This is a genomic window from Saccharomonospora piscinae (assembly GCF_005862235.1).
In the GTDB taxonomy this organism is placed as follows: domain Bacteria; phylum Actinomycetota; class Actinomycetes; order Mycobacteriales; family Pseudonocardiaceae; genus Saccharomonospora; species Saccharomonospora piscinae.
The window spans coordinates 447,258-469,434 of record NZ_VCEK01000002.1; the positions used below are offsets into that span (position 1 = coordinate 447,258).

General features: G+C 71.3%; 20 protein-coding genes. 8 read left to right on the forward strand and 12 right to left on the reverse strand.

The window, feature by feature from the left end:
* Nucleotides 1-2: 2 nt before the first annotated feature.
* Together FFT09_RS07745 and FFT09_RS07750 are read left to right on the forward strand one after the other, a co-directional pair.
* Nucleotides 3-983: an ATP-binding cassette domain-containing protein gene (locus tag FFT09_RS07745; protein WP_081192621.1), complete on the forward strand. Its 981-nt coding sequence runs from the start codon at nucleotides 3-5 to the stop codon at nucleotides 981-983.
* The gene (locus FFT09_RS07750; protein WP_081192623.1) at nucleotides 980-1,789 is read left to right on the forward strand and encodes an ABC transporter permease; all 810 of its coding nucleotides are present in this window, start codon (nucleotides 980-982) and stop codon (nucleotides 1,787-1,789) included. The genes FFT09_RS07745 and FFT09_RS07750 overlap by 4 nt, the downstream gene beginning before the upstream one ends.
* 20 nt (nucleotides 1,790-1,809) lie before the next feature.
* Here the strand turns inward: FFT09_RS07750 and FFT09_RS07755 are convergent, their stop codons facing one another.
* The 3 genes from FFT09_RS07755 to FFT09_RS07765 all read right to left on the reverse strand — a co-directional run bounded on the left by FFT09_RS07755 (nucleotide 1,810) and on the right by FFT09_RS07765 (nucleotide 4,737).
* The gene (locus FFT09_RS07755; RefSeq protein ID WP_138382268.1) at nucleotides 1,810-2,595 is read right to left on the reverse strand and encodes a DoxX family protein; all 786 of its coding nucleotides are present in this window, start codon (nucleotides 2,593-2,595) and stop codon (nucleotides 1,810-1,812) included.
* Between the two features lie 77 nt (nucleotides 2,596-2,672).
* Entirely contained in the window at nucleotides 2,673-3,743 is a 1,071-nt protein-coding gene (locus tag FFT09_RS07760) for a glycerophosphodiester phosphodiesterase family protein (protein WP_081192627.1), read from the reverse strand.
* 76 nt (nucleotides 3,744-3,819) lie between these two features.
* Nucleotides 3,820-4,737 (reverse strand): hypothetical protein, encoded by a 918-nt coding sequence (locus FFT09_RS07765; protein WP_138382269.1) that lies wholly within the window; start codon nucleotides 4,735-4,737, stop codon nucleotides 3,820-3,822.
* A gap of 236 nt (nucleotides 4,738-4,973) precedes the next feature.
* Between FFT09_RS07765 and FFT09_RS07770 the strand changes: the two genes are divergently transcribed.
* Together FFT09_RS07770 and FFT09_RS07775 are read left to right on the forward strand one after the other, a co-directional pair.
* Nucleotides 4,974-5,888: a septum formation family protein gene (locus FFT09_RS07770; protein ID WP_138382270.1), complete on the forward strand. Its 915-nt coding sequence runs from the start codon at nucleotides 4,974-4,976 to the stop codon at nucleotides 5,886-5,888.
* A gap of 61 nt (nucleotides 5,889-5,949) precedes the next feature.
* Nucleotides 5,950-7,281, forward strand: coding sequence for an Nramp family divalent metal transporter (locus tag FFT09_RS07775; RefSeq protein ID WP_138382271.1), 1,332 nt, complete (start codon nucleotides 5,950-5,952; stop codon nucleotides 7,279-7,281).
* 23 nt (nucleotides 7,282-7,304) lie between these two features.
* Here the strand turns inward: FFT09_RS07775 and FFT09_RS07780 are convergent, their stop codons facing one another.
* The 7 genes from FFT09_RS07780 to FFT09_RS07810 all read right to left on the reverse strand — a co-directional run bounded on the left by FFT09_RS07780 (nucleotide 7,305) and on the right by FFT09_RS07810 (nucleotide 15,780).
* Complete coding sequence (locus tag FFT09_RS07780; RefSeq protein WP_138382272.1) at nucleotides 7,305-9,140, reverse strand: phosphoenolpyruvate carboxykinase (GTP); 1,836 nt, start codon at nucleotides 9,138-9,140, stop codon at nucleotides 7,305-7,307.
* Between the two features lie 311 nt (nucleotides 9,141-9,451).
* Nucleotides 9,452-10,144 (reverse strand): hypothetical protein, encoded by a 693-nt coding sequence (locus FFT09_RS07785; RefSeq protein ID WP_081192637.1) that lies wholly within the window; start codon nucleotides 10,142-10,144, stop codon nucleotides 9,452-9,454.
* Nucleotides 10,145-10,247: 103 nt separating this feature from the next.
* Nucleotides 10,248-12,101 (reverse strand): dynamin family protein, encoded by a 1,854-nt coding sequence (locus tag FFT09_RS07790; protein WP_138382273.1) that lies wholly within the window; start codon nucleotides 12,099-12,101, stop codon nucleotides 10,248-10,250.
* A 55-nt stretch (nucleotides 12,102-12,156) separates the two neighbouring features.
* Nucleotides 12,157-12,603, reverse strand: coding sequence for a nucleotide exchange factor GrpE (gene grpE / locus FFT09_RS07795; RefSeq protein ID WP_244231269.1), 447 nt, complete (start codon nucleotides 12,601-12,603; stop codon nucleotides 12,157-12,159).
* Entirely contained in the window at nucleotides 12,600-14,231 is a 1,632-nt protein-coding gene (locus tag FFT09_RS07800) for a dynamin family protein (RefSeq protein ID WP_138382274.1), read from the reverse strand. The genes grpE and FFT09_RS07800 overlap by 4 nt, the downstream gene beginning before the upstream one ends.
* 50 nt (nucleotides 14,232-14,281) lie before the next feature.
* A complete protein-coding gene (locus FFT09_RS07805) occupies nucleotides 14,282-15,184 on the reverse strand; it encodes an SDR family oxidoreductase (RefSeq protein WP_208544399.1) in 903 nt (300 codons plus the stop codon).
* 20 nt (nucleotides 15,185-15,204) lie between these two features.
* A complete protein-coding gene (locus FFT09_RS07810) occupies nucleotides 15,205-15,780 on the reverse strand; it encodes a TetR/AcrR family transcriptional regulator (protein ID WP_138382276.1) in 576 nt (191 codons plus the stop codon).
* 154 nt (nucleotides 15,781-15,934) lie between these two features.
* Between FFT09_RS07810 and FFT09_RS07815 the strand changes: the two genes are divergently transcribed.
* The 4 genes from FFT09_RS07815 (at nucleotide 15,935) to trmB (ending at nucleotide 19,117) form a co-directional block, all read left to right on the forward strand.
* A complete protein-coding gene (locus tag FFT09_RS07815; protein ID WP_138382277.1) occupies nucleotides 15,935-16,897 on the forward strand; it encodes an ABC transporter ATP-binding protein in 963 nt (320 codons plus the stop codon).
* Between the two features lie 13 nt (nucleotides 16,898-16,910).
* Nucleotides 16,911-17,678: a hypothetical protein gene (locus tag FFT09_RS07820; protein WP_138382278.1), complete on the forward strand. Its 768-nt coding sequence runs from the start codon at nucleotides 16,911-16,913 to the stop codon at nucleotides 17,676-17,678.
* A 182-nt stretch (nucleotides 17,679-17,860) separates the two neighbouring features.
* The gene (locus FFT09_RS07825; protein WP_024877070.1) at nucleotides 17,861-18,388 is read left to right on the forward strand and encodes a hypothetical protein; all 528 of its coding nucleotides are present in this window, start codon (nucleotides 17,861-17,863) and stop codon (nucleotides 18,386-18,388) included.
* A gap of 30 nt (nucleotides 18,389-18,418) precedes the next feature.
* The gene (trmB, locus tag FFT09_RS07830) at nucleotides 18,419-19,117 is read left to right on the forward strand and encodes a tRNA (guanosine(46)-N7)-methyltransferase TrmB (protein WP_024877069.1); all 699 of its coding nucleotides are present in this window, start codon (nucleotides 18,419-18,421) and stop codon (nucleotides 19,115-19,117) included.
* Nucleotides 19,118-19,176: 59 nt separating this feature from the next.
* Here the strand turns inward: trmB and FFT09_RS07835 are convergent, their stop codons facing one another.
* Nucleotides 19,177-21,408, reverse strand: a complete 2,232-nt coding sequence (locus FFT09_RS07835) for an ABC transporter permease (RefSeq protein ID WP_138382279.1) — start codon at nucleotides 21,406-21,408, stop codon at nucleotides 19,177-19,179.
* Nucleotides 21,405-22,115: an ABC transporter ATP-binding protein gene (locus tag FFT09_RS07840; protein WP_037335519.1), complete on the reverse strand. Its 711-nt coding sequence runs from the start codon at nucleotides 22,113-22,115 to the stop codon at nucleotides 21,405-21,407. The genes FFT09_RS07835 and FFT09_RS07840 overlap by 4 nt, the downstream gene beginning before the upstream one ends.
* Nucleotides 22,116-22,177: the final 62 nt, after the last annotated feature.

The window sequence follows — 22,177 nt, forward strand, 5'->3', positions numbered from 1 at the left end:
TTATGCCCCTCACCGAGGACAGGGTCGCGGTGCGTGCTCGCGGCCTCGTCAAGACCTACGGTTCCACGCGCGCGCTTGCCGGGGTCGATCTCGACATCCCCACCGGCCAGGTGCTCGGCCTGCTCGGGCCCAACGGCGCGGGCAAGACCACCGTGGTGCGCATCCTGACGACGCTGCTGAAGCCGGACGCCGGTCAGGCGATGGTCGCGGGCCACGACGTGGTCGCCGAGCCGGACGCGGTCCGGCAGTCCATCGGGCTGTCCGGCCAGTACGCCGCCGTCGACGAGAACCTGACGGGGTTCGAGAACCTCTACATGATCGGCAGGCTGTACGGCATCGGGAAGCGCCAGGCCCGGCTGCGCGCGCGAGAACTGCTCGACCGGTTCCAGCTCTCCGACGCCGCCGACCGGCCGGCCAAGGGCTACTCGGGTGGGATGCGCAGGCGGCTCGACCTCGCTGGTGCGCTGGTGGCCGAGCCGAAGGTCGTGGTCCTCGACGAGCCCACCACCGGCCTCGATCCGCGGGGCAGGCTCGGCATGTGGGAGGTCATCGAGCACCTCGTCGCCACCGGTGCCACCGTGCTGCTCACGACCCAGTATCTGGAGGAGGCCGATCGGCTCGCGGACTCCATCGTGGTCATCGACAAGGGCGTGGTCATCGCTCGCGGCACCGCCGACGAACTGAAGGACCACATCGGCGGCGAGCGGCTCGAACTGGTCGTCGGCGAGGAGGTCGAGGTCACGCCTGCGGTGCGGGTGCTGAAGGAGGTCGGCGTCAGCGAACCCGTCGTCGACGAGAGCACGCGCAGCGTGTCGGTCTACGTCGAAACCGGGGCGGCGGCGCTGGTGGACGCGCTGCGGCGGCTCGACACCCAGGACGTCACCATTCAGGACGTCGCTCTGCACCGGCCCACGCTCGACGACGTGTTCCTCTCCATGACCGGCCACTCCGCCGAGACCACCGAGGAGGACGGGGCCAGATGAACGCCACCAAGGTGGTCTCCGACAGCGCCACCATCACCTGGCGCAACGTGATGAACGTGCGGCGCAATCCCGACTGGTTACTCGGCGCCACCGCGTTTCCCATCATGTTCGTGCTGCTGTTCGCCTACGTCTTCGGCGACGCCATCGGCGGGCCCGGCGGTGGCGGCGCGGAGTACCGCGAGTTCCTCATCGCGGGCATCTTCGCGCAGACGGTGGCGTTCAACTCGTCCTACACGGTGATCGGGTTCGCCAACGACCTGCAGAAGGGCATCATCGACCGGTTCCGCTCCCTGCCGATGTCCCGGCTGGCCGTGCTGGTGGGGCGCACGACGGCCGACCAGGTGCTCAGCATCGTGGTGCTGGTCGTGATGACGGTGTGCGGACTGCTCATCGGGTGGCGCATCCGGGGCAGCGTGCTCGACGCCGTGCTCGGCTACCTGATGATCCTGCTGTTCGCCTTCGCGATGTCGTGGATCGGCGCCTACATCGGGCTCGTGGCCCGCAGCGTCGAGGTCGCCAACAGCGCGGGACTGATCTGGATGTTCCCGCTGACATTCATCTCGTCGGCGTTCGTGCCGCAGGAGAGCCTGCCGGGCGTGCTCGGCTCGATCGCCGACTGGAACCCGTTCACTGCGGCCGTGAACGCCACCCGCGACCTGTTCGGCAACAGCAGTCCGGCGGGCTGGCCGGAACCGTCCGGCTGGCCCGCCGAGAACGCGGCGCTCTACGCGATCCTCAGCTGCATCGCCATCGTCGCGATCTTCGCGCCGCTCGCCACCGCCCGGTACCGCCGGGTGGCCACCTGAGCGCACCGCCCGGCCGGTACTCAGTGGTGCTGTGCCATCGCCCGGTGGTGGTGGCGGTGCTTGTGGGCATGCTTGTGGGCATGCTTGTGGCCGTGCTTGTGGGCGTGCTTGCGGCCACCGCCCTTCACCGCCTTGGCGGCGCCACCCATCGTCGACGTGACCGCCTTGGCGGCCTTGCGCTTGCCCTTCGCCGTGCCCAGCGTCATGCCGGTCGACTTGCCCGCCTTGGCGCCGGCCTTGGCTGCCTTGAGCGCGGCCCGATCGGCGGCGACGCCCGTCTTGGCCGCGGCCACGCCGGCCCTGCGCTGCACCGTGCCCGCCGCGCCCTGCACGTGGTGACCGGCCTCCTCGGCGGCATGCCGCGCGCGCCAGCCCAGTGACGGCTTGCCGCCGGTGTCGGCCACCGCCAGCAGCAGACCACCCGCGAGGCCCGCGTTCTTCAGGAACTCGATGAGCTGTTGCTGGCGCTGTTCCGGGTCCTTCTCCTCCCAGAAGGCGTGTGCCGCGAGCGTGGTGGGCACGAGACTGCTCAGCAGCGCCGCCGACGCGACCCGGGGCAGCACCCCCAGCGACAGCATGGTGCCCGCCGCGATCTTCACCGCCGCGTCCACCTGGACGAAGGTCACCGGGTCGCCGGGTAGCGTCTCCGGCGACTCGCCGGTCTTGCGGGCCACGGTCTTGTCGGCGGCCTTGTGGAGGAACGGCTTGGCGACCTCGGCGTGGCCCTCCTTCTGCCGTAGCGCGTTGACACCGCCCATGATGAAGATCGAGGCGAGAAGCGGGCGTGCCACCCGACGGAGAATCATGCGACCTCCCTAGTCGATGGACTCGTGCGAGCACGAGCAACGTTCACCGCCAGGGAGCTACCCACTCCGCGCCGTCTTCACCCGTCGCGCCCCCGGAGCGGGGACGGCTTCGGCGGCCGGAACCCACGCTCGGCGGCGACCTCCCGCAAGCGGTCGGGATAGTCGGTGATCAGGCCGTCCACCCCGTCGTCGATGAGCTTGTGCATCGTGGCCCTGTCGTTGACCGTCCACGGCACGACCCGCAGCCCGGCCGCGTGCGCGTCGTCGACGAGTTCCCGGGTGGTGAAGGGCACGTAGTCGTCGTCGCCCACAGTGCCGCCCTGCGGGTTGCCGTGGACCGGGGACAGCGCCGACGCCCCGAACGACGACACCGCCGCCACCGGATCGCCACCGAAGTCGTCGATGTCGAGCCCGCCCAGCCAGGGCGAACGGCCCGGCGCGCCGACCTGGAGGAACTCGGGCTGGGTCAGCGCCACCACCGGAAGCCACGGCGCCTTGCGGCGCACCTGCATCAGGGCACCCCAGTCGAAGCTCTGGACGGTGACGTTGCGCGCGAACCCGGACCGGCTCACCTCGCGGATCACCCGGTCGACGAACTGTTCGCGGGGCGCGGTCTCCTCGGGCGCCGCCGCCTCCACCTTGGTCTCGATGTTGAACCGGACGCGGTGGGCCCGGTGCTCCCGCACGAGGTCGAACAGCTCGGCCAGCGTCGGCATCGTGGCACCCGGCGCGAGTTCCTGGTCCGGATGGCCGGGTTGGCGCAGCGATCCGCAGTCAAGAGTGCGCACCTGGGCGAACGTCAGATCCTTGACGTAGGAGCCGACGTAGGGAAACTGCGGGTCACCGGGCGAGGCCGGTTTCGTGTCCCGGCACTTCGCCGCGCTGATCTGCCGGTCGTGGGTGATGACGTCGCGTCCGTCGCGGGTGATCTGGATGTCGAGTTCCAGTGTGGTGACTCCGAGTTCCAGCGCGCGGGAGAACGCGGCGAGCGTGCCCTCCACGGTGAGCCCGAGCCCCCCGCGATGTGCCTGGATGTCGAAGTGCTTCGGCCCCCGAGGGGGCCCGGCCGCGGCGGGGGCCGCGAGCCCGGCCGTCAGCAGCGCCACCAGCGTGGTGACCAGCGCGAGCCTGCCGTGTCTGCGTGTCATGGCATCAACCTCCCGGCGCACCATGACAGGTCACGGTGTCGGGAAAGCGACATCCACGCGAACGTGCGGCTCCGCCTCAGGTTCTGCCGTTGGCGGCGAGCACGGCGGCGTTGCGCAGGGCCAGCACGCCCCGCCACTCCAGCTCGGCGGCGGGACCCGGCGGCTCCCAGGTCAGCGGCCACCCGCCGTCGGGCTGCTGGGCGGCCACCAGCGCATCGAGGTGCGCTTCGACGGCCGCCGCGGGAAACAGCGCCCGGGCCGGGTCGTCGGGGCGCGGCGCGATCTCCAACGGCGTGACGCCGTACTCCCGGGACGGGTACAGCGCGAAGTACGGCATGCGCTCCCACTGCCGCGCCACCGCCTCGGTGTGCCGCCGCGCCCAGGCGCGGTCCGGCGCACCGGCGAGGTAGGTGAGGACGTTGAGTGCCGAATGACCGTCGAGCGCGGGCAGCGATTCGATCCGGTCGCGGCAGAACGCGTCCGCGGCGGTCAGCCATCCGGCCGACACCCCCGCACGGCGCAGGCGGGTGACGAGGTTGGCCGTGGGGTTGAGCCCCGGCGCGAAGCGACCGTCACCCCAGTGCGCCGCACGCGGGTGTTCGGCCACCGAGGGCAGCACGATGGGCACGCCGCCCTCCTCACCGGTGACGCTCGTCAGGTAGTGGACGAGGCTGTCCGCGAACGACCGGCAGGCCGCGCGTACCTCGTCGAGGCGCCCGGTGGGCGAGTCCAGCACCTGAACCACCACGTCGAGGGCGAAGTCGACGGCCAGCGGCTGACTCGTGGGGGTACGGGCGTCGGGTTCGAGTGCGTGACCGAGCCCGCCGTCGGCGTTGCGGTGTCCGCGCAGGATGTCCAGCACCGCGAGGGCCGCGTCGGCACGGGCTTCGTCGGTGAGCACGACCTCGGCGAGCCGCCGCTCCAGCGGGCGCGCGTGGGTCAGCAGAAACGTCTGGGCGCGGGCGACCGGGGAGTCCGGCGATTCGGAGACCATGCGGCCACTGTGCCAGCGGCGCCTCACACCGGCCGCAGGGAGAGCTGGTCCGAACCGGCCCAGAGGTGTGATCCACGCTACATACACGTTTAGGTGTAACGCGAACGGCGTGGCACCCGATAAGCCGAATGACCCCGTGATGCTGGCGGACCCCCGACCTGGCAGCATCACGGGGTTTCCACTTTCTCCGCCGCCACCGGCGAGGTGTCCTGCCTCGCTCGATAAGGTCTGCACCGATGTCGAGACACGGGTTAGCGCTCACCGGGGCCGTACTGCTGGCCGCAGTCTCCGTGACGTCCTGCGTCACCCAGGTCGACGGGACGGCAGCGCCACCGGCGACGACACAGCCCGCCGCGGAGCCGGGCGGTTCGGACGAGCGTCAGCCATCGCGGCCGGACTCGTCCGACGACGCCGAGCACAACGAGGACAGCGAGGGCAGCGGCTCGATCGCCGATCCGGGCGAGTGCGTCCGCGGCGGCGATCCCGAACCGGTGGACTGCGAGCAGCCGCACACGGTCGAGGTCACGGCGGCGGGCACCTTCGGTGGTGCCATGGCCGACGAGCCGCTCGACCGGGACGAGGTCTTCGAGGCGGTGTTCCCGTCCTGTCGCGACGAGGCCGCCGACTACCTCGGCAGCGACCAGTTCGATCTCACCACGCTCTCCGCCTGGCTGTTGTGGGCGGGAGAGGACGCCTGGGAACGCGGGGAGCGCTGGTACCGCTGCGGCGTCGCCGAACTCGACGACGAGAACCAGGCCACGGAGCGCAGCGGCTCGATCCGCAACACCCTGCGCGGCGACGGGGTCCACACCTATCGGCTCTGCTCGCTGACGCGCCCGTCGCAGGAACCTCCCGCTCCCACGCCCTGCGACCGGCCGCACCGCGGCGAGGCGGTGTCGCTCGTGCCGATGGGCGAGCACTCCGACCCGCTGCCCACCGAGGACGAGTTCGCCGCCGCGGCCCGCGAGACCTGCGACAAAGCCGTGATCGAGTACCTGGGAGCGCAGCGCGACGACGTGTCCGTGGCGTGGCGGTGGCCCGACGAGGTCGCGTGGCAACGCGGCTTCAACAACTTCACCTGCTACCTGGAGACCGAGTCACCGGTCAGCGATTCGCTGCGCGGGGTCCGGACCAGCCCCCTGCCCAACTGAGCCAACGCGAGATCATCTCCACCCCCTTTTCACCGGGCCACGCCCGGTCTAGCGTGCTCGCATGCCGAAGGACACGCGCCACGAGGACGTGGCCGAGAACGTTCCCTCCGACTGGCGGGCACGGCTGCGCCAGATCGGCCCCGGCATCATGGCCGCGGCGACCGGAGTCGGGGCGGGCGACCTTGTCGCCACGATGGTGGCGGGCTCCCGTTACGGCTACGCGCTGCTGTGGGCGGTGCTGCTCGGTACCGTCTTCAAGCTCGCGCTCGGCGAGGCCGTCGGCCGCTGGCACCTGACGTCGGGGCAGACGCTGCTGTCCGGCTGGCGAACCCTCGGGCGATGGGTGCTGGTGTACTTCGGCGCGTATGCCCTCATCTGGGGTTTCGTCTACGGCGCCACGGCGATGTCGGCGTCGGGGTTACCGCTGAACGCGCTGATGCCCTGGCTTTCCGTGCGGTACTGGGCCATCCTGTGCGGCCTGCTCGGATTCGCGCTGGTGTGGTTCGGACGCTACGCCGTCATCGAGAAGATCATGACGGTGCTCGTGGGCGTCATGTTCGTCACCGTGGTGGGCACGGCGGTGCTGGTCGCGCCGAACCTGCTGGACGCGGGCAGCGGCCTTGTCCCGAGCCTGCCCGACGGCTCACTGGTCTACGCCCTCGGCCTCATCGGCGGCGTCGGCGGCACGATCACCATGGCCGCCTACGGCTACTGGACCCTCGCCAAGGGCTGGAACTCGCCACGGTGGTTGCCGATGATGCGGCTCGACAACGCCGTCGGCTACGTTACGACCGGCATCTTCGTGATCGCCATGCTGGTCGTCGGGTCGGAGCTGCTGCTGCACCAGGAGATCGTGTCGGGCGACGAGGGTCTGCTGCTGCTCGGCGACCGCCTCGCGCAGGACTACGGCCACTGGGCGCGCATTCCGTTCCTGGTCGGGTTCTTCGCCGTCTCGTTCACCTCGCTGATCGGCGTGTGGAACGGCGTGAGCCTGCTGTTCGCCGACTGGTGGCGCACGTGGCGGCTGCCCGCGTACCGCGCGAGCGGTGTGGGCGCCCACGGCGCGGACGTCGCCGAGCCGACGCTGGACCGGGCCGACTACGAACGCAACGCGGGTGTGGGTAGCCCCGTCTTCCGTGGCTACCTGGTGTGGCTGACGTTCCCGCCGATGGCGCTGCTCTTCTTGGACCGGCCCTTCCAGCTCACCGTGACCTACGGCGTGCTGGGCGCGTTGTTCATGCCGTTCCTCGCGGGCACGTTGCTGGTGTTGCTCAACTCCCGCCGGGTGTCGGCTCAGGGCCGCTCCCGTTGGGTGTCGAACACCCTGCTGACGGTGTGCCTCGCGCTGTTCGCCTACCTGGCTGTGGACCAGATCGTGGGCCTGTTCACCTGAGGATGAACAGACCCACGACCGGCTCAGGCCAGGTTGCGCTTGAGGGTCGCCAGTTCGTCGAGCAGGGCGGGGGGCACCGCGTCCCGGCCGATCTTGTCGAACCACTCCTCGATGAGCGGGATCTCCTGCCGCCACTCGTCGCGGTCGACGCGCAGTGCGGCCTGGATGTCGGACAGCGGCTCCGACAACCCGTCGAGGTCGAGGTCGTCGGCGTCGGGCACGAAACCGACGGGCGTCTCGGTGGCCGTCGCGTTGCCCTCGATCCGCTCGATGATCCACTTCAGCACCCGCGAGTTCTCGCTGAAGCCGGGCCACAGGAACCGCTTGTCGTCACCGCGCCGGAACCAGTTCACGTAGAAGATCCGGGGAAGCTTCGAGTCGTCGGCCTGTGTGCCGACGTCCAGCCAGTGCTGGAAGTAGTCGCCCGCGTGATAGCCGAGGAACGGCAGCATCGCCATCGGGTCGCGGCGCACCTCACCGACCTTGCCCGCGGCGGCGGCCGTCTTCTCCGACGACATCGTCGCGCCCATGAACACGCCGTGCTGCCAGTCGCGCGCCTCGTTCACCAGCGGCACCGTGGTGGCACGGCGACCACCGAACAGGATCGCCGAGATCGGCACGCCCCGCGGGTCGTCCCACTCCGGCGCGAGGATGGGGCACTGCGACATCGGCGTGCAGTACCGCGAGTTGGGGTGCGCCGCGGGCTCGCCGGCCGCACCGTCCGCGGGCGTCCAGTCCTGCCGCTTCCACGACGTCAGGTGGGCGGGCTTGTCCGCCATGCCCTCCCACCACACGTCACCGTCGTCGGTCAGCGCGGTGTTGGTGAACACCGTGTTCCCCTGATCGATGGTGCGCATCGCGTTCGGGTTGGTGTGGTTGTCGGTGCCCGGCGCCACGCCGAAGAACCCGAACTCGGGATTGGTGGCGTAGAGCCTGCCGTCCTCGCCGAAGCGCATCCACGCGATGTCGTCGCCGAGCGTCTCGGCACGCCAGCCCGGGATGGTGGGTTGCAGCATCGCCAGGTTGGTCTTGCCGCAGGCGCTGGGGAACGCCGCCGCGACGTAGTACGCCTTGTTCTCCGGGGAGATCAGCTTGAGGATCAGCATGTGCTCGGCCAGCCAGCCCTCGTCGCGGGCCATCACCGAGGCGATGCGCAGGGAGTAGCACTTCTTGCCGAGCAGCGAGTTGCCGCCGTATCCGGAGCCGTAGCTCCAGATCGTGCGGCTCTCGGGGAAGTGGCTGATGTACTTGGTGTCGTTGCACGGCCAGGCGACGTCGCGCTCACCCGGTTCGAGCGGCCTGCCGACCGAGTGCAGGGCGGGCACGAACTCGCGCTCGGCGCCGTCCTCGGTCACGAACCGGTCCAGTGCCGCCTGTCCCATGCGCGTCATCACCCGCATCGAGGCGACGACGTAGGCGAAGTCGGTGATCTCGATGCCCAGCTTCGGCTCGTCGGCGCCGAGCGGCCCCATGCAGAACGGGATCACGTACATGGTGCGGCCCCGCATGCAACCGCGGTACAGCTCGGTCATCGTGGCCCGCATGCTGTCCGGGTCCATCCAGTTGTTGGTGGGGCCCGCGTCGCGCTCGCGCTCCGAGCAGATGAACGTCCGCTCCTCGACCCGGGCGACATCGCTCGGGTCGGAGGCCGCCCAGTACGAATTGGGCCTCGCCCGCAGCGGCACGAACGTGCCCGCCTCGACCAGTTCGGCGTTGATGCGCTCGGCCTCTTCGTCGGAGCCGTCCACCCACACGACCCGCTCGGGCGTGGTCAGCTCGGCGACTTCCCGCACCCAGGAGAGCACGCCGCTGTGCGTCGTTGGTGCCTTCTCAAGACCGGGGATGGCTACTGCAGTCATCTCTTACTCCTGTCTTCGACGACAGAAGCCCACATCGGACGCGAGTCCTGATGCGGGCTCCGTTGCCGGCGACCGAATGGCTCAAAGCGCACCGTCGAAGCGGTGTGCTGGCGTTTGGGATTCCCCGAGAGTAACGGCCTGACACAGCAGCGCAGGGATTTCGCGGAGTCGGCTCTCTCACAAGAACGATAAGGGAATCGATTCAGAACTCGCTGAATCGGACAAGTGTGAAAGAACTTTCAGCACAGACGACAATGGCCCGGCGCTTCCCCCGCCGGGCCATTTCCGATGTGCGTCGTGCTCGCCTCGCGTCAGTTCTGACTGATCCACTGGCCGGTGGCCGAGTCGATCCGCGCGACACCCTCCAGTGGCGCCGGGGCGCCCCATGCGCTGTCCTCGCCCGAGGCACCGTCCGCGCCCGAGGGCGTGACGCTGTCCACCTCGGTCCACTCACCGTCCCCGGTGTGCTCGTAGGTCGTGGCGGCTCCGGTTTCGTCGATCTCGACAGCCACGTCGGCCTCGCCGTCGCCGTCGGCGTCGGTGAAGGCGAGCGTGGTGCCGTCGTCCGTGGTGACCACGGCCGTGTCGTTGACCCCGTCGTGGTCGGTGTCCACGGTGGCGGGCCCCACCTCGGTCTCCCCGCCCGGCAGGTCCGCCGTGATCGTGCCCGCGCTGGTCTGCGTCTCGGTGTCGTCGGGGCCGGTGCCGCCGGACTCCTCACCGACCCAGTCGCCGCTCGCGTCGTCGTACTCGGCGTAGGCCACGGTCTCGCCCTGCGCGTTCATCGCGAGATAGCCGTCGGCGTCCCCGTCACCGTCCGTGTCGACGAACGCCTGAACGCTGCCGTCCTCGCGCTCGATCAACGCGGTGTCGGCGACGCCGTCCTCGTCCATGTCGAAGTTGATCTCAGCCGAGTAGTCCTCACCCTCGACGGTGATCAGCAGATCCTCCGACGTCCCCTCGGGACCGGTGGCCTCGGTCCCGCCACTCTCCTCGACCCACACTGGCGAATCCCCCTCCGGTCAGGGCATGGCTGTTCCGGTGTTAGGACTCACCGTAGGCATATTCGGTTCCCGAACCAAGGCGCCCATGCCGACGACCTTCGACTCAGCCCTGCCGGGGGCGGTCCCGCAGCGCTCTGATGCGGTCGAGGAAGCGCTCGGCCTGGCCCTGGCCCTCCTCCACCTCCTTCACCCGCCGCGACACCTGGGCGAGCTTGGTGGTGCGCTCCTTCTCACCCATCCTGATCGTGGTGTCGAGTTCCTTGAGCTCCGCCTCGATCGCCTCGATCCGCCTGCTGAGCGCGTCGTCGAGCGCCAGTGACAACTGCTGCTCCGCCTCGATCAGCTGCTCGGCGACCAACTGGTCGAGTGTCGACCGCGCGTCGGCGATCGACTCGATGAGCCACTGTTTCGCGTGTTGCTTGTCGGCGGCGTGGCGGCGGGTCCGTGCCATCCACCACCCCGCGCCGAGGCCGATCACGATGGTGGCCGGAAGCACCACCGGAGTGAACAGCGCCGCGCTCACGAAGGGCGCGGCCACCAGCTTCGCGGCCCCGGCGCCGCCGGAGACACCCATGAACACGAGCAGCTTGTCCTCGGCGGTGGGCGGCCTCCGGTCCGGCGGGCGCAGCACCACGGGCGGTCCGCCCGCCCTCGCGAACTGCGAGCGGATCACCGCGAGTTCCTCGTCGGAGAACAGGTCGGCGAGTACCGAGTCCGTCACCTGGTTGACCCGCTGCGCGAGCAGGCCCGACACCCGCTGCGAGACGGCCTGCAACGCGGCGTCGACCTGGCCCGGAAGGCCCGCCAGCTCGTCCTTGGCCGCCGCGTCGATGCGCTGCCGGAAGTGGGCCTGCCCCTCCCGCATCTGCCTGCTGACCTCGTGCCCGAGTTCGACCCGCGCACGCTGCACCTCACCACGCAGGCGCAGCTGCCAGCCCTTCGTGGACGAGCGCCGATCGGTGACCAGCTGGTCCCGCCGTTCCCTGAGCCGTTGCGCCTCCGACTCACCCGAGCTCAGCGCGCGCTCCCGCGCCGCCAGCGCGGCCCGCTGCTCGCCCAGCGCGCTCGACAACGCGCGGAGCGTGTTGGCCTCGCCCAGCATCGCCGAGCGCCCCACCAGCAACTCCTGCAGCGCGGCCTGCAACTCGGCCACCCCGGACTTCTCCCGCAGCATCGCGGCGGCCTGCTCGTTCGGCGCCGTGGCAGCCAGCTCGAACATGCGCGCCGAGACCGGGTGGATGGGGGAGTCCGCGAACCGCGGAGCGTGCTCGGCGAGCAGCGCCCGGTTCGCGTCGAGGATCTGCCGCCAGCCCCGGTACTGGTCGGTCTTGGACAGCGCGAACACCACCGTCTCGACCCGGTCGGCCATGGTCGTCAGAAACCGCAGTTCGGGCGCGGTGAACGGGGCCGAGGCGTCGACCACGAAGAGCAACGCGGTGGCCGTCGCGGCGGCCTCCATCGCCAGCTCACCGTGCGCCGAGTCGAGCCCGCCCACACCGGGCGTGTCCACGACGCTCAGCCGCTCCAGCAGCGGCACCGGGCCGGCGACCTGCACGTAACGCGGGGGCAGCTGTCCCTCGGGCAGGTCGTGGCGGGCGCTGGCCCAGCGCTCCAGCTCGGCAGGCTCGAACCCCACCGGAGCGAGCTGCCCCGGATAGCACGCCTGGGCCTGCCACTCTTCCGCGTGCTCGAACACGACGTAGGTCGAGGTCGCGACCTCGGCCTCGACCGGGGACAGGCCCGGCGTCGCCAGCAGCGCGTTCACCAGCGAGCTCTTACCCCGGTTCGTCTCGCCCACCACGACGACGGAGGGGGTGCCCGTCGTCGCCCCACGTTGCCGCTCGACCCAGGCCGCCGCCGAGGAGTCCAGATCGCGCAGCAGGGCGGACAGCGACTCGCGTGCCTTGCGCACCTGCGCGGGCAGGCCGGGTTTGCCGATCGAGGGTGCCGTGCTCACGGGGCGGAACCCTATCGTGGCGCCGTCCCGCCCCGGGGGCTCGCGGTGTGCGCGGTCAGCGCCGGGTGTAGACGGTGACGATCGGCGCGCGCAGCAACCGCTCGTGATCGACGAAACCGACCACCTCGGTCTCGGCCACCGTGCCCTCCAGCGTCCCGTCCTCGGTCGGCACGGCACCGCCCGCCTCGTGCAGCGAGGGGTCGAACCGCTGACCGTCCGGCCGCAGGGCGTGCACGCCGATCCCGGCGAGGCCCTGCTCGATCCGCTCGGCGACGCCTCCGCTGCGGGCGCGGTCCATCGCGTAGAGGCACAGCTGGACGAGCGTGTGTCGGTCTGCGAGCGCCCGCTCGTGGTCGATCGGCGCTGCGGCTACTCCCACGGGTTCCACGCCGGACTTCGACGCAGCCGCGGGCACGCCGGTTCCCGGTGTCACCGCCTCGTCGCCGCCGCCGCGAGAGGGCAGGATGCGGCCCGTCGGGGTGTCCTCGTCGAGCACGCTCACCGGCTGCCTCCCTGTGCCTTCAACTGCTGCCAGATCAGGAAATACGCCCGGTGTACCACGTGGGCGACCCGGCTCTGTGCGGGAGTGGCACCGAACGACGCGAACGAGCGCCACCAGCCTGCCCGCTCCAGTGCGTAGGTCGCCAGCTCCGGCGGTGACCCACCCGGCCTGCCCAGTTGGGTCCCGATGTCGGCGTTGCTGCCCACCCGCAGCACCTCCTCGGTGAGGTCGTCGGGCATCTCCACCGCGCCGGAGGCCACCAGCGTCAGCGCCTCGAGCACGCGGAGCTGGTGCGCCTCGGGCTTGGCGAGCAGCACCTCGATGGCGTCGTGGACGCGCTGCCGTTCCGCCGCGTTGCCCGAGGCCTGCGCGAGGGCGGTCACCGAGGCGAGCGCGGCCGCCGCCTTGATCCCGTCCGCCCGCGCCGCGAACACGGTGTTCAGCCTCGCGCGCACGGCCGCGAGGCCCGAGGCGTCGAGCAACAACCGCCGCAGCGCACCCGCGGTGAGGTCCGGGTCGGCCCGCACCGCGTCGACGGCCTGCCGGATGCCGTAGAGATCCAGCTTCTCCAGCAACCGCACCCGAACCCCGGCGGGCACGTCGCACTCCCAGCTCGTGAACATGTCGGCGGACAGCAGCATCACGTCGAGCACGTCGTCGCCCAGGCCGGCCACCTGCCGCAGGGCCTCCGCGTCGCCCGACGTGAACTGTCCCGACTCCGCGGACTCCGCGATCAGGCCGATGACCGGCAGTACGTCGGCCACTCTCGGCTTCAGCACCTCGGCCTGCTTGCGCGCCAGCAGGGTCGCGGCCGTCCACAGATCACCCTCGGCGCCCTCCACGGACTCCGGCACGATCGTGTCGGCCTTGTTCAGGACCGCGATCGCGTTGACCGGCCCCGCCTCCCGGCTCGCGGTGGCCGCGGTGAACGCCGCGAGAGCTTGCTCGTCGTCCGCGCGCAGCCCCTGGGTGACGACGTAGAGCACGGCCTCGGCCCCGGCCACCGCGTTGCGCGACGTCTCGTCGAGCTCGTCGGCCCGCGCCTCGGCGTCCCCGCGCTCGTCTCCGGTCTCGTCGGTCCCGTCACCGCTCTCGCCGCTGTCCCAGGGCTCCGGCTCGGCATGGCCCGCCGCCGCGCTGAGCAGGTGTTCCGTCCTGGCCACCGACGCGGCGTCGAGCGATCCCAGCCCCGGTGTGTCGATCACGGTCATGTGCTGGAGCGCCGCGTGGGTCAGGTAGGCCTCGATGTGCGAGACGGTGTCGATGTCCACCCCGAGCTCGGCGGGAATCACGCCGTCGGCCGCGAACGGCAGCACCTGCTTGCGGCCGTCGTGGAACACGACCTCGATGCGGTCCACCGTGCCGTACTGGAAGCGGGTGACCAGCCGGGTGCATTCGCCGATGTCGGTCGGCGCCACCCGCCTGCCGATCAGCGCGTTGACCAGCGTCGACTTGCCCGACTTGATCCGCCCGGCCACGGCCACCTGCAACGGAGCGCCGAGGCGGCGCAGCACCTGCGCGAACCCGGCCGCCGTGCGTGGCGACACCTGCGGCTGCAATCGGCGGCACAGGTTGGCCACCGACGCCGACAGCGGCCCGGCCAGCCTGCCGGCGTGCTCCGTCGTCATGCCCACTGCCCCCTGCGTCACGGGGGCATACTGCCACGCGGCCCGCGTCCTCAACGGTAGGGCGCGGCGTCCAGCGTGCGGGGATCGCGCCCGGCCAGGAACACCTCGGTGAAGTAGCGGCCCCAGTCCGGCCTGCTGCCGTCCACGTCGGTGACTCCGTAGGTGTGCATGAGCGTCCACGACGCCAGCGTCCGCCCCGCGAACCGGCCGACCTCCGGATCCGCCGCCAGCGCGGCCACACCGCGGCCCAGGTAGGTCGGCGTCTCGGACACCGCGAACTCGGGTCGCTCGTCGGTGACGGCCTCGCTCCAGGTGGCCTCGGTGACGCCGAAGCTCGCCAGCATCGCCTCCGAGCGCAGGAACCCCGGCGTCACGGCCAGCGCCGTACCACCGTGCGGCGCCAGTGCGTCGGCCATCGACCGGGCGATGGCGCGCACACCGCACTTGACGAGGTAGTACGGCAGGGCGGCGCCCACGTTGGTGTCGTCGTCGTTGTCGGTCACCTCGACCAGCAGCCCGCCGGGGCGGCGCAGCAGCAGCGGCAGCAGGCGGTGCAGCGCGATCAGGTGGGTGTCGAGGCCGTTGCGGACCAGCGTCAGCGCGTCGTCGAGGTCGGCTTCCCAGAACGGTGAGCTGTGGTCGGCGTAGCGGTCGCCGCCCCACACGTCGTCGACCAGGATGTCGATCCCGCCCTCGCTCGCCACCCGCTCCGCGAGCGCGTCGACGTCGGCCACGGACGTGAAGTCGCAGCGCACGGGTACGCCCCGCCCACCGGCCTGCGACACCAGCTCGGCCGTGCCCTCGATCGTCTCCGGCCGGTCCAGCTCCGAGCGCCTGCCCCGGGTACTGCGACCGGTCGCGAAGACCGTCGCGCCCGCCCTGCCGAGCTCGACCGCGATCGCCCTGCCGCATCCGCGCGTCGCACCCGTCACCACCGCGATCCTGCCGCGCAGGTAGCGCGGCTGGGGCTCCGTCACGTCCACCAGCTCCTCGTCGTCGTCTCGATGTCCTCGGCCAGCCGCCGCGCGAGCGGCCCGCGCGGCCGGATCGACCAGTCGAGCGCCGCGCCGTTCGCGACCGCGAGCAGCACCCGTGCCGCTCGCCGTGGTTCCGGGCCCGCGTCACTCTCACCGGCCGCCGCGCGCACCAGATCGCCTAGCTCGCGTTCCACGACGGCGTAGTGCTGCCCGAGCAACTCGCGCAGCGCCGGGTCCGCGAGGTCGACGCCGAGCTGGGCCAGGTGGTGGGCCGCCGAGTCGGCGTCACCCAACGCCGCGAACAACGCCACCACCGCGTCCCGGACCGCGTCGCGGGGATTCCCGGCCCGCGCGGCGGCCTCGCGCACGACGGTGACGGCGCGGTCGCTGCCGTGCCGCGACAGCGCCACCAGCAGGCCGTGCTTGGACCCGAAGGCACCGGCCACGCTGCCCACGGACACCCCAGCGGCCTCGGCCACCTGCGCCAGCGTGAACCGCGGCCCCACTCGCGCGATCACCTCGGCGGTCGCCTCGATCAGCTGTCGCCGATCCACTGTGCGAGGTCGCGCCATGCCGTTAGTGAACCGCCATTCAGAAACTGTGTCAAGCGGTCGCGGCCAGGGTTCGGAAACCACAGTTCAGGGTCGTTCTCAGGGGCATCACGGACGGCAACGGGCGCGGGATGCGGCATGCTGCTGGGGAGACGGGCGCGACCAGGGAGGACTGATGATCGAGGCAGCGAGCCTCACGAAACGCTACGGGAAGACCCTCGCGGTCGAGGATCTCTCGTTCAGCGTCACACCGGGCACGGTGACGGGCTTCCTCGGACCCAACGGCGCCGGGAAGTCCACGACGATGCGCATGATCCTGGGGCTCGACAACCCCACCTCGGGCGACGTGCGGATCGGAGGCAAACGCTACGGGGAGTTACGCCATCCACTGCGGACGGTGGGAGCGCTGCTCGACGCCAAGTGGGTCCATCCCAACCGCTCGGCCCGCGCTCACCTGACCTGGATGGCGCGGTCGAACCAGATCCCGGCACGCAGGGTGGACGAGGTACTGGAGGCGGTGGGGCTCTCCGGCGTGGCCAACCGGCGCGCGGGTGGCTTCTCGCTGGGCATGTCCCAGCGGCTCGGGCTCGCCGCGGCACTGCTCGGCGATCCGGAGGTGCTGCTGTTCGACGAACCGGTCAACGGGCTCGACCCGGAAGGCATCCTCTGGATCCGCCGCTTCATGCACCGGCTGGCCGACGAGGGCCGCACGGTGTTCGTGTCGAGCCACCTGCTCTCCGAGATGGCGCTGACCGCCACGGAGCTGGTGGTCATCGGCAGGGGCAAGCTCATCGCGCAGAGCAGCACCGACGAGTTCGTCGCCCGCGCCTCCGGCGAGACGGTCCGGGTGCGCAGCGCGGCGCCCGACGTGCTCGCCAAGGCGCTGCGCGCCGAGGGCGCCGAGCTGACTGAGAGCGAGGACGCCCTGCTGGTGTCCGGTATGGACAGCGCCAGGATCGGCGAGGTCGCGCTCGCGAACAGCGTGGCGCTGTCCGAGCTCAGCCCGGAGCGCGGGTCGCTGGAACAGGCGTTCATGCACATCACCGGCGATTCCGTGGAGTACCACGCCGGCTCGGGCCCGGTGATGGCCGAGTCCGCATCCGACATTCCCGACCCGCTCACCACAGCGGCCAAGTGACGAGGCAAGAAAGATGACTCTGCTCGCGGTCGAACGCATCAAGCTGCTCTCCACCCGGTCGCCGTGGTGGTGCGCCGTGGCCAGCATCCTGCTGGCGGGCGGGTTCACGGCGCTGGTGGTCGGCAACGCCACCGACCAGTTCCCCGCCACCGTCGCGACCACGCAGTACGGCTACAACTTCGGCCTCGCCGTCATCATGGTGCTCGGCGCGCTGGCGGTGACGACCGAATACCGCTTCGGCACAATCCGGACCACCTTCCAGGCCGTGCCCAACCGCACGGCGGCGCTCGTGGCCAAGGCGACGGTCGTGGCGCTGCTCGCACTGGTCATCGGGGAGCTGACGGCCTTCGGGTCCTGGGGCCTGTCGCTGGTGCTGGCACCCGACTACGACCTGGCCCTGAACAGCACGGCCGACATCGTCAACGTCGCCGGGGTGGGGGTCGTGTACGCGCTGGCCGCCGTGATGGCGGTCGCGGTGGGCCTGCTGGTCCGCCACAGCGCGGGTGCGGTCTCGCTGCTGTTGATCTACTCGCTGGCGGTGGAGAGCCTGGTGCAGCTCATCCCGCAGTTCGGCGCCGACATCTACGAGTGGATGCCGTTCAACGTGGCCTACAAGTTCCTCACCGGTGACGGCGCCTCCAGCGGGGACCGGGCCGAGTTCGCGGGCCCGCCGCTGTCCACGTCGCCGCTGAGCCCGGGTTGGGCGCTGGCCTACTTCGCCGGGATCGCGGTCGTGCTGCTGGTGGTGGCGATCACCACGACGAACAAGCGCGACGCCTGAAACCACAATGTCACACCGGGGGCTTTCCCGATCGATTCGGAAAGCCCCCGGCGTATTTTGTGCGCCCAACCGGGTTAACTGCTGGTAAATTGGTTGTGAGCGCGCCCACTCGATGCGGTTTCAACCGGTGGAGATACGCGATAGTGGGTACCTCGGCGTCAGGACAAGCCCGGAGGTGCCCCTTGACGGCGACCCGATTCCCGCAACTCGAACCGATGGCCCAGCTGGACTGGGCCGAGGCGGTCGAACAGGGCCTGCACCTGGCGACCGCGGCGTCCCCAGCGGATGCCCGTCATGCCTGGATACACCGTGCGCCGGAGCACGAGGTACTCGCCCGCTACCGCGCCACGTGTGCCTGTTCCGGGTTCGTCCCGTCGCCGTGGTGGTTGCGGGCCGTGGCCACGGGACGGCTGCGCTGCCGCGATGACGGTTTCCGTGTCGAGGACCGTATTCACGCGCTGTTGTCGAAACGGCCGGGTTGGGAATACGTTCCGTGGGCGGTCGACGGCGAATCCGGCTTCTGGGAATTCCTGCCGTCCGAACGCGGCGAGACCGGCCACCGCATTCCCACGAGCATCCTGCTCACCGACCGCCACACCGGGTGGATCGACGTGCTGGCCGCGCACAGCGCGGCACCACCGGAACCCGTGGCGGTCGCCGGGCTCGCGGGCCTGCGTGCGAGGGCAGGGCAGTTCGAGGCGCTGCGCTGACGCCGGCCGCGCCCGGTTATCGTGCGGCTCGTGGGTAGCGAGCAGCAGCCGAGGCTGCGCAGCGTCGTCAGTTACGTCAAGCGCGGCGGGCGGATGACGCCGGGACAGCAACGGGCGTGGGAACGCCGGTGGCCGTCGTGGGGTCGCGCGGTGGGCGAACTGCCGGAGGGCCCGATCGACTTCGCCGCGTGGTTCGGCAGGACGGCACCCGTGGTGCTGGAGATCGGCTCCGGCATGGGGGAGGCCACCTCCCAGCTGGCCGCCGCCGCGCCCGAGGTGAACTACGTCGCCGTCGAGGTCTACGAGGCGGGCCTCGGCCAGCTCATGCTGCGGGCCGAACAGCTGGGAGCGCAGAACCTCCGGCTGTTGCACGGCGACGCCGTGGTGTTGCTGACCCAGCACATCGCACCCGAGTCGTTGTCGGCGGTGCGGGTGTTCTTCCCCGACCCGTGGCCGAAGAAGCGCCACCACAAGCGGAGGCTGATCCAGCCCGAGTTCGTGTCCCTGCTGGCCTCGCGCCTGGCGCCCGGCGCGACGCTGCACCTGGCGACCGACTGGGAGGACTACGCCGAGCAGATGCTGGACGTGTGCTCGGCGGAGCCCTCCCTGCGCAACCGGTTCGACGGCTGGGCGCCGCGCCCGGACTTCCGCCCGGTGACGAAGTTCGAGCAGCGGGCCCGCACGGAGGGCCGCCGCAGCCGCGACCTGATCTTCGAGAAGCGCGGGTGAGGTGCCGCGAAGGCCACCTTCACCGCGTCTGACGCGGCGAGGGTGGCCTTCGCGGCGCCCTACTCGTCCGAAAGCGGCTCCGCAGCGACTCGGCGTAGGGCGGGGGTGCACACCGACGCGGCGATGACGGCCGTGCCGATGCCCAGCACCACCGGGGCCAGCGCCCACGGCGAGATGATGATCGTTTCCGCACCGGTGACCGCCTGGAACAGCGCGGTCCCGATGAACACGCCCACCGCTCCGGCGCCCACGGTCGCCACCAGTGCGGGCATGGCCGCTTCGGTCCGCAATGCCCGGCCCAGCACCCGGACGGGGGTGCCCGCCGCCATGAGCGAACCGAACGTGCGGCGCCGGTCCATCACCGAGCCCGCGGCCGTGATGGCCGCACTGCACCCGCTGAGCAGGGTTGCGACGACCAGCCCGATCACCGTCACGCGCCGGAGGTCGTCCAACTGGCTCTGCTGGTCGGCGAGCCGGGTGGCGACGCTCTCGATCGACAGTCCGTTGGCGCTGGCGGCCAGCGCCGTGCGCACCTGCTCGGCGTTCTGCGGCGTCGTCGGCACCGCCACGGTCCCGTACTCGGGCACCACCGCCTCGGGCAGCACGTCGGGATGCAGGACCGTGGGCACCCGCAGGCCGGAGTCCTCGGTCGTGAGCTGGTGGACCGGCAGGTCCGAGGGCAGTGGCTCCTTGGGTCCACCGTCCTCGCCCGACATCGGCGCCACGGTGGCACCATCGAGGTCGACCCTGTCCTCGCTGGACAGCCCCGGCGCATCGGCGCAGGAACCGGCCATCGTGACCGACAGCAGGCGACCCGCCGTCTCGCAGTCCGCGACGAGCGCGGACCCCTGCCAGCCCGACGTCTCGATGCTGACCTCGGGCAGCACTTCCGCCTCCACGTCGAGCCCGTAGCGTTCCAGTGCCGCGTTGGTGCGCTCGGCCACCTCGGGCGCGTCCTGCCCCGCCTGTACGTACAGCACCGGATCCCGGAACGGCGACGCCGATCCCGCGGTGGAGGCCAGCGACGGCAGCAGCGTCAGCGCCATCGAGCCGGTGAACACGGCCAGCACCACACCCGCCGACGACCGGTACGCCCCCTTCGGGTCGTGCCGCAGCCTGCGGCCGGCGAGCAGCACGGCCGGGCCGCGCCAGATCCGGGAGAACAGCGAGCCGACGGCGGCGGTGACCCACGGTCCGAGCAGGACCGACGAGCCGATGACCAGTGCCAGCGCGAGCACCAGGCCCAGCCCGCCCAGCAGACCCGGCTCCTCCAGTGCGACGACGAACAGCCCGAGCGCCGCGGGCAGCGACAGCAGGCGCGCCCAGTGCGGTCGCCGGGGGCGGTGCGCGTTCGCCGCTCCGAGCGGCGTCCGCACCACGCGCCAGACCCCGAACACGGCGGCCAGCAGCACGAGCAGCGGAATCGCGACCACCACCGTCAGCGCGAGCGGCAGCGGGGTCGCGAAGTCACCGACGTGCCAGGTTCCGCCCTGCCACGACACGGTCGACGCGGCCAGGTGCAGCGCCGGGCTGGCGGCCCAGCCGAGCAACGCACCGGCCACGGCGGCGACGGTGTTCTCCCCGGCGACCATCGCGACCACCTGGCCGGGGGTCGCCCCCGCGAGCCGGAGCGCGGCGAGCCGCCGCTCGCGACGCGCGGCGGTGAGCCGGGCCGCCGACGAGACCAGCACCAGGCTCGGCACCAGCAGCACCACCACACCGACCCCGGCGAGCAGGTCCAGCATCGGGTCCTCGACCGAGCCGGGGGGAGCGAACCCGGCCACAGGCGAGGCACCTGGTAACTCCTCGGCCGGGTGGCCGACGAGCGCCACGAGCTGGCCGGGATGCGTCAGCGCGTCCTCGCCCAGCGTTCCGACGACGGTGCCCGGGTACCGCTCTCCGAGTGACGAGCCGGGCCGTTCGGCCACGAGGTCCCGCAGCGCGGGCGAGAGCAACACCTCACCGGGCGCCGGGAACCGCTCCACACCGGGCGGCAGCGCGATCGCGGACCCGTCACCGAGTGCGGCGACGTCCACCCGGTTGACCAGCTCGCCGTCCACGAAGCCCTCGCTGGCGGCGATCAGCATCGACTGGTCGTCGGGGTTATCGGGAATCTCGAACGCCACCTGCCAGCCGCCACGGTCCATTCGTGACTGTGCGGCACCGGGTAACGACACGAGCAGCAACATCAGCCCCGTCGCGACGGCGACCCCCACCCCCATGAGGATCGCCGACGTGCGGGTCCGCCGGTCGGTGCGCAGCACGCGCCACGCGAGGCGAAGCGCGATCACCGCTGCACCTTCCCGTCGCGCATCACCACGGTCCTGGGCAGCGAGTCGGCGAGTTCGCGGTCGTGGGTGACCACGACGACGGCGGCACCCGACTCACGAGCCGCGTCGAGCAGGGCGGCCATGGTCTCCCGGCCGGTACGGGTGTCGAGTGCCCCGGTGGGTTCGTCGGCGAAGATCACGCTGGGCCGGTGGCCGAGCGCCCTGGCGATGGCCACGCGCTGTGCCTCACCGCCGGACAGCTCGCCCGGCAGCCGCTTCTCCTTGCCCGACAAGCCGAGCCTGCCCAGCCACTCCAGCGCGGTCGCCATCGCCGACGGCCGCGACACCCCACTCAGCAGCATGGGCAGCGCCGCGTTCTCCTGGGCCGTCAGCTCAGCGACCAGCATGCCGGACTGGAAGACGAACCCGAACTCGTCGCGCCGCAGCTCGCTGCGACCCGCCTCGCCGAGCTGATCGATGCGCCTGCCGGCGAGCGACACCTCGCCCGCGTCGGCGGGCAGGATTCCGGCGAGGACGTGCAGCAGCGTGCTCTTGCCGGACCCCGAGGGCCCCACGATCGCGACGGCCTCGCCCTGTCCGATCTCGATGGTGACGCCGTCGAGCGCACGCTGGGTGTCGTAGGTCTTGCTCAGGTCCCGCCCCGCGAGTACCGGCGGAGCGAGTCCCCCGGCCGGGACGCCGGGGGCGGGAAATTCTGTCTGCGCCATGCACCACAGCGTCCCGGTCGCCGCCCCTGCTCCACCTCGGACGGACGGCTGCGAACCGCCGC

What these genes read in the sequence shown, in the direction of transcription:
- FFT09_RS07745 (WP_081192621.1), top strand. Translation starts at nt 3, where the DNA reads ATGCCCCTCACCGAGGACAGGGTCGCGGTGCGTGCTCGCGGCCTCGTC.
- FFT09_RS07750 (WP_081192623.1), top strand. Translation starts at nt 980, where the DNA reads ATGAACGCCACCAAGGTGGTCTCCGACAGCGCCACCATCACCTGGCGC.
- FFT09_RS07755 (WP_138382268.1), bottom strand. Translation starts at nt 2,595, where the DNA reads ATGATTCTCCGTCGGGTGGCACGCCCGCTTCTCGCCTCGATCTTCATC.
- FFT09_RS07760 (WP_081192627.1), bottom strand. Translation starts at nt 3,743, where the DNA reads ATGACACGCAGACACGGCAGGCTCGCGCTGGTCACCACGCTGGTGGCG.
- FFT09_RS07765 (WP_138382269.1), bottom strand. Translation starts at nt 4,737, where the DNA reads ATGGTCTCCGAATCGCCGGACTCCCCGGTCGCCCGCGCCCAGACGTTT.
- FFT09_RS07770 (WP_138382270.1), top strand. Translation starts at nt 4,974, where the DNA reads ATGTCGAGACACGGGTTAGCGCTCACCGGGGCCGTACTGCTGGCCGCA.
- FFT09_RS07775 (WP_138382271.1), top strand. Translation starts at nt 5,950, where the DNA reads ATGCCGAAGGACACGCGCCACGAGGACGTGGCCGAGAACGTTCCCTCC.
- FFT09_RS07780 (WP_138382272.1), bottom strand. Translation starts at nt 9,140, where the DNA reads ATGACTGCAGTAGCCATCCCCGGTCTTGAGAAGGCACCAACGACGCAC.
- FFT09_RS07800 (WP_138382274.1), bottom strand. Translation starts at nt 14,231, where the DNA reads ATGACGACGGAGCACGCCGGCAGGCTGGCCGGGCCGCTGTCGGCGTCG.
- FFT09_RS07810 (WP_138382276.1), bottom strand. Translation starts at nt 15,780, where the DNA reads ATGGCGCGACCTCGCACAGTGGATCGGCGACAGCTGATCGAGGCGACC.
- FFT09_RS07815 (WP_138382277.1), top strand. Translation starts at nt 15,935, where the DNA reads ATGATCGAGGCAGCGAGCCTCACGAAACGCTACGGGAAGACCCTCGCG.
- FFT09_RS07820 (WP_138382278.1), top strand. Translation starts at nt 16,911, where the DNA reads ATGACTCTGCTCGCGGTCGAACGCATCAAGCTGCTCTCCACCCGGTCG.
- FFT09_RS07840 (WP_037335519.1), bottom strand. Translation starts at nt 22,115, where the DNA reads ATGGCGCAGACAGAATTTCCCGCCCCCGGCGTCCCGGCCGGGGGACTC.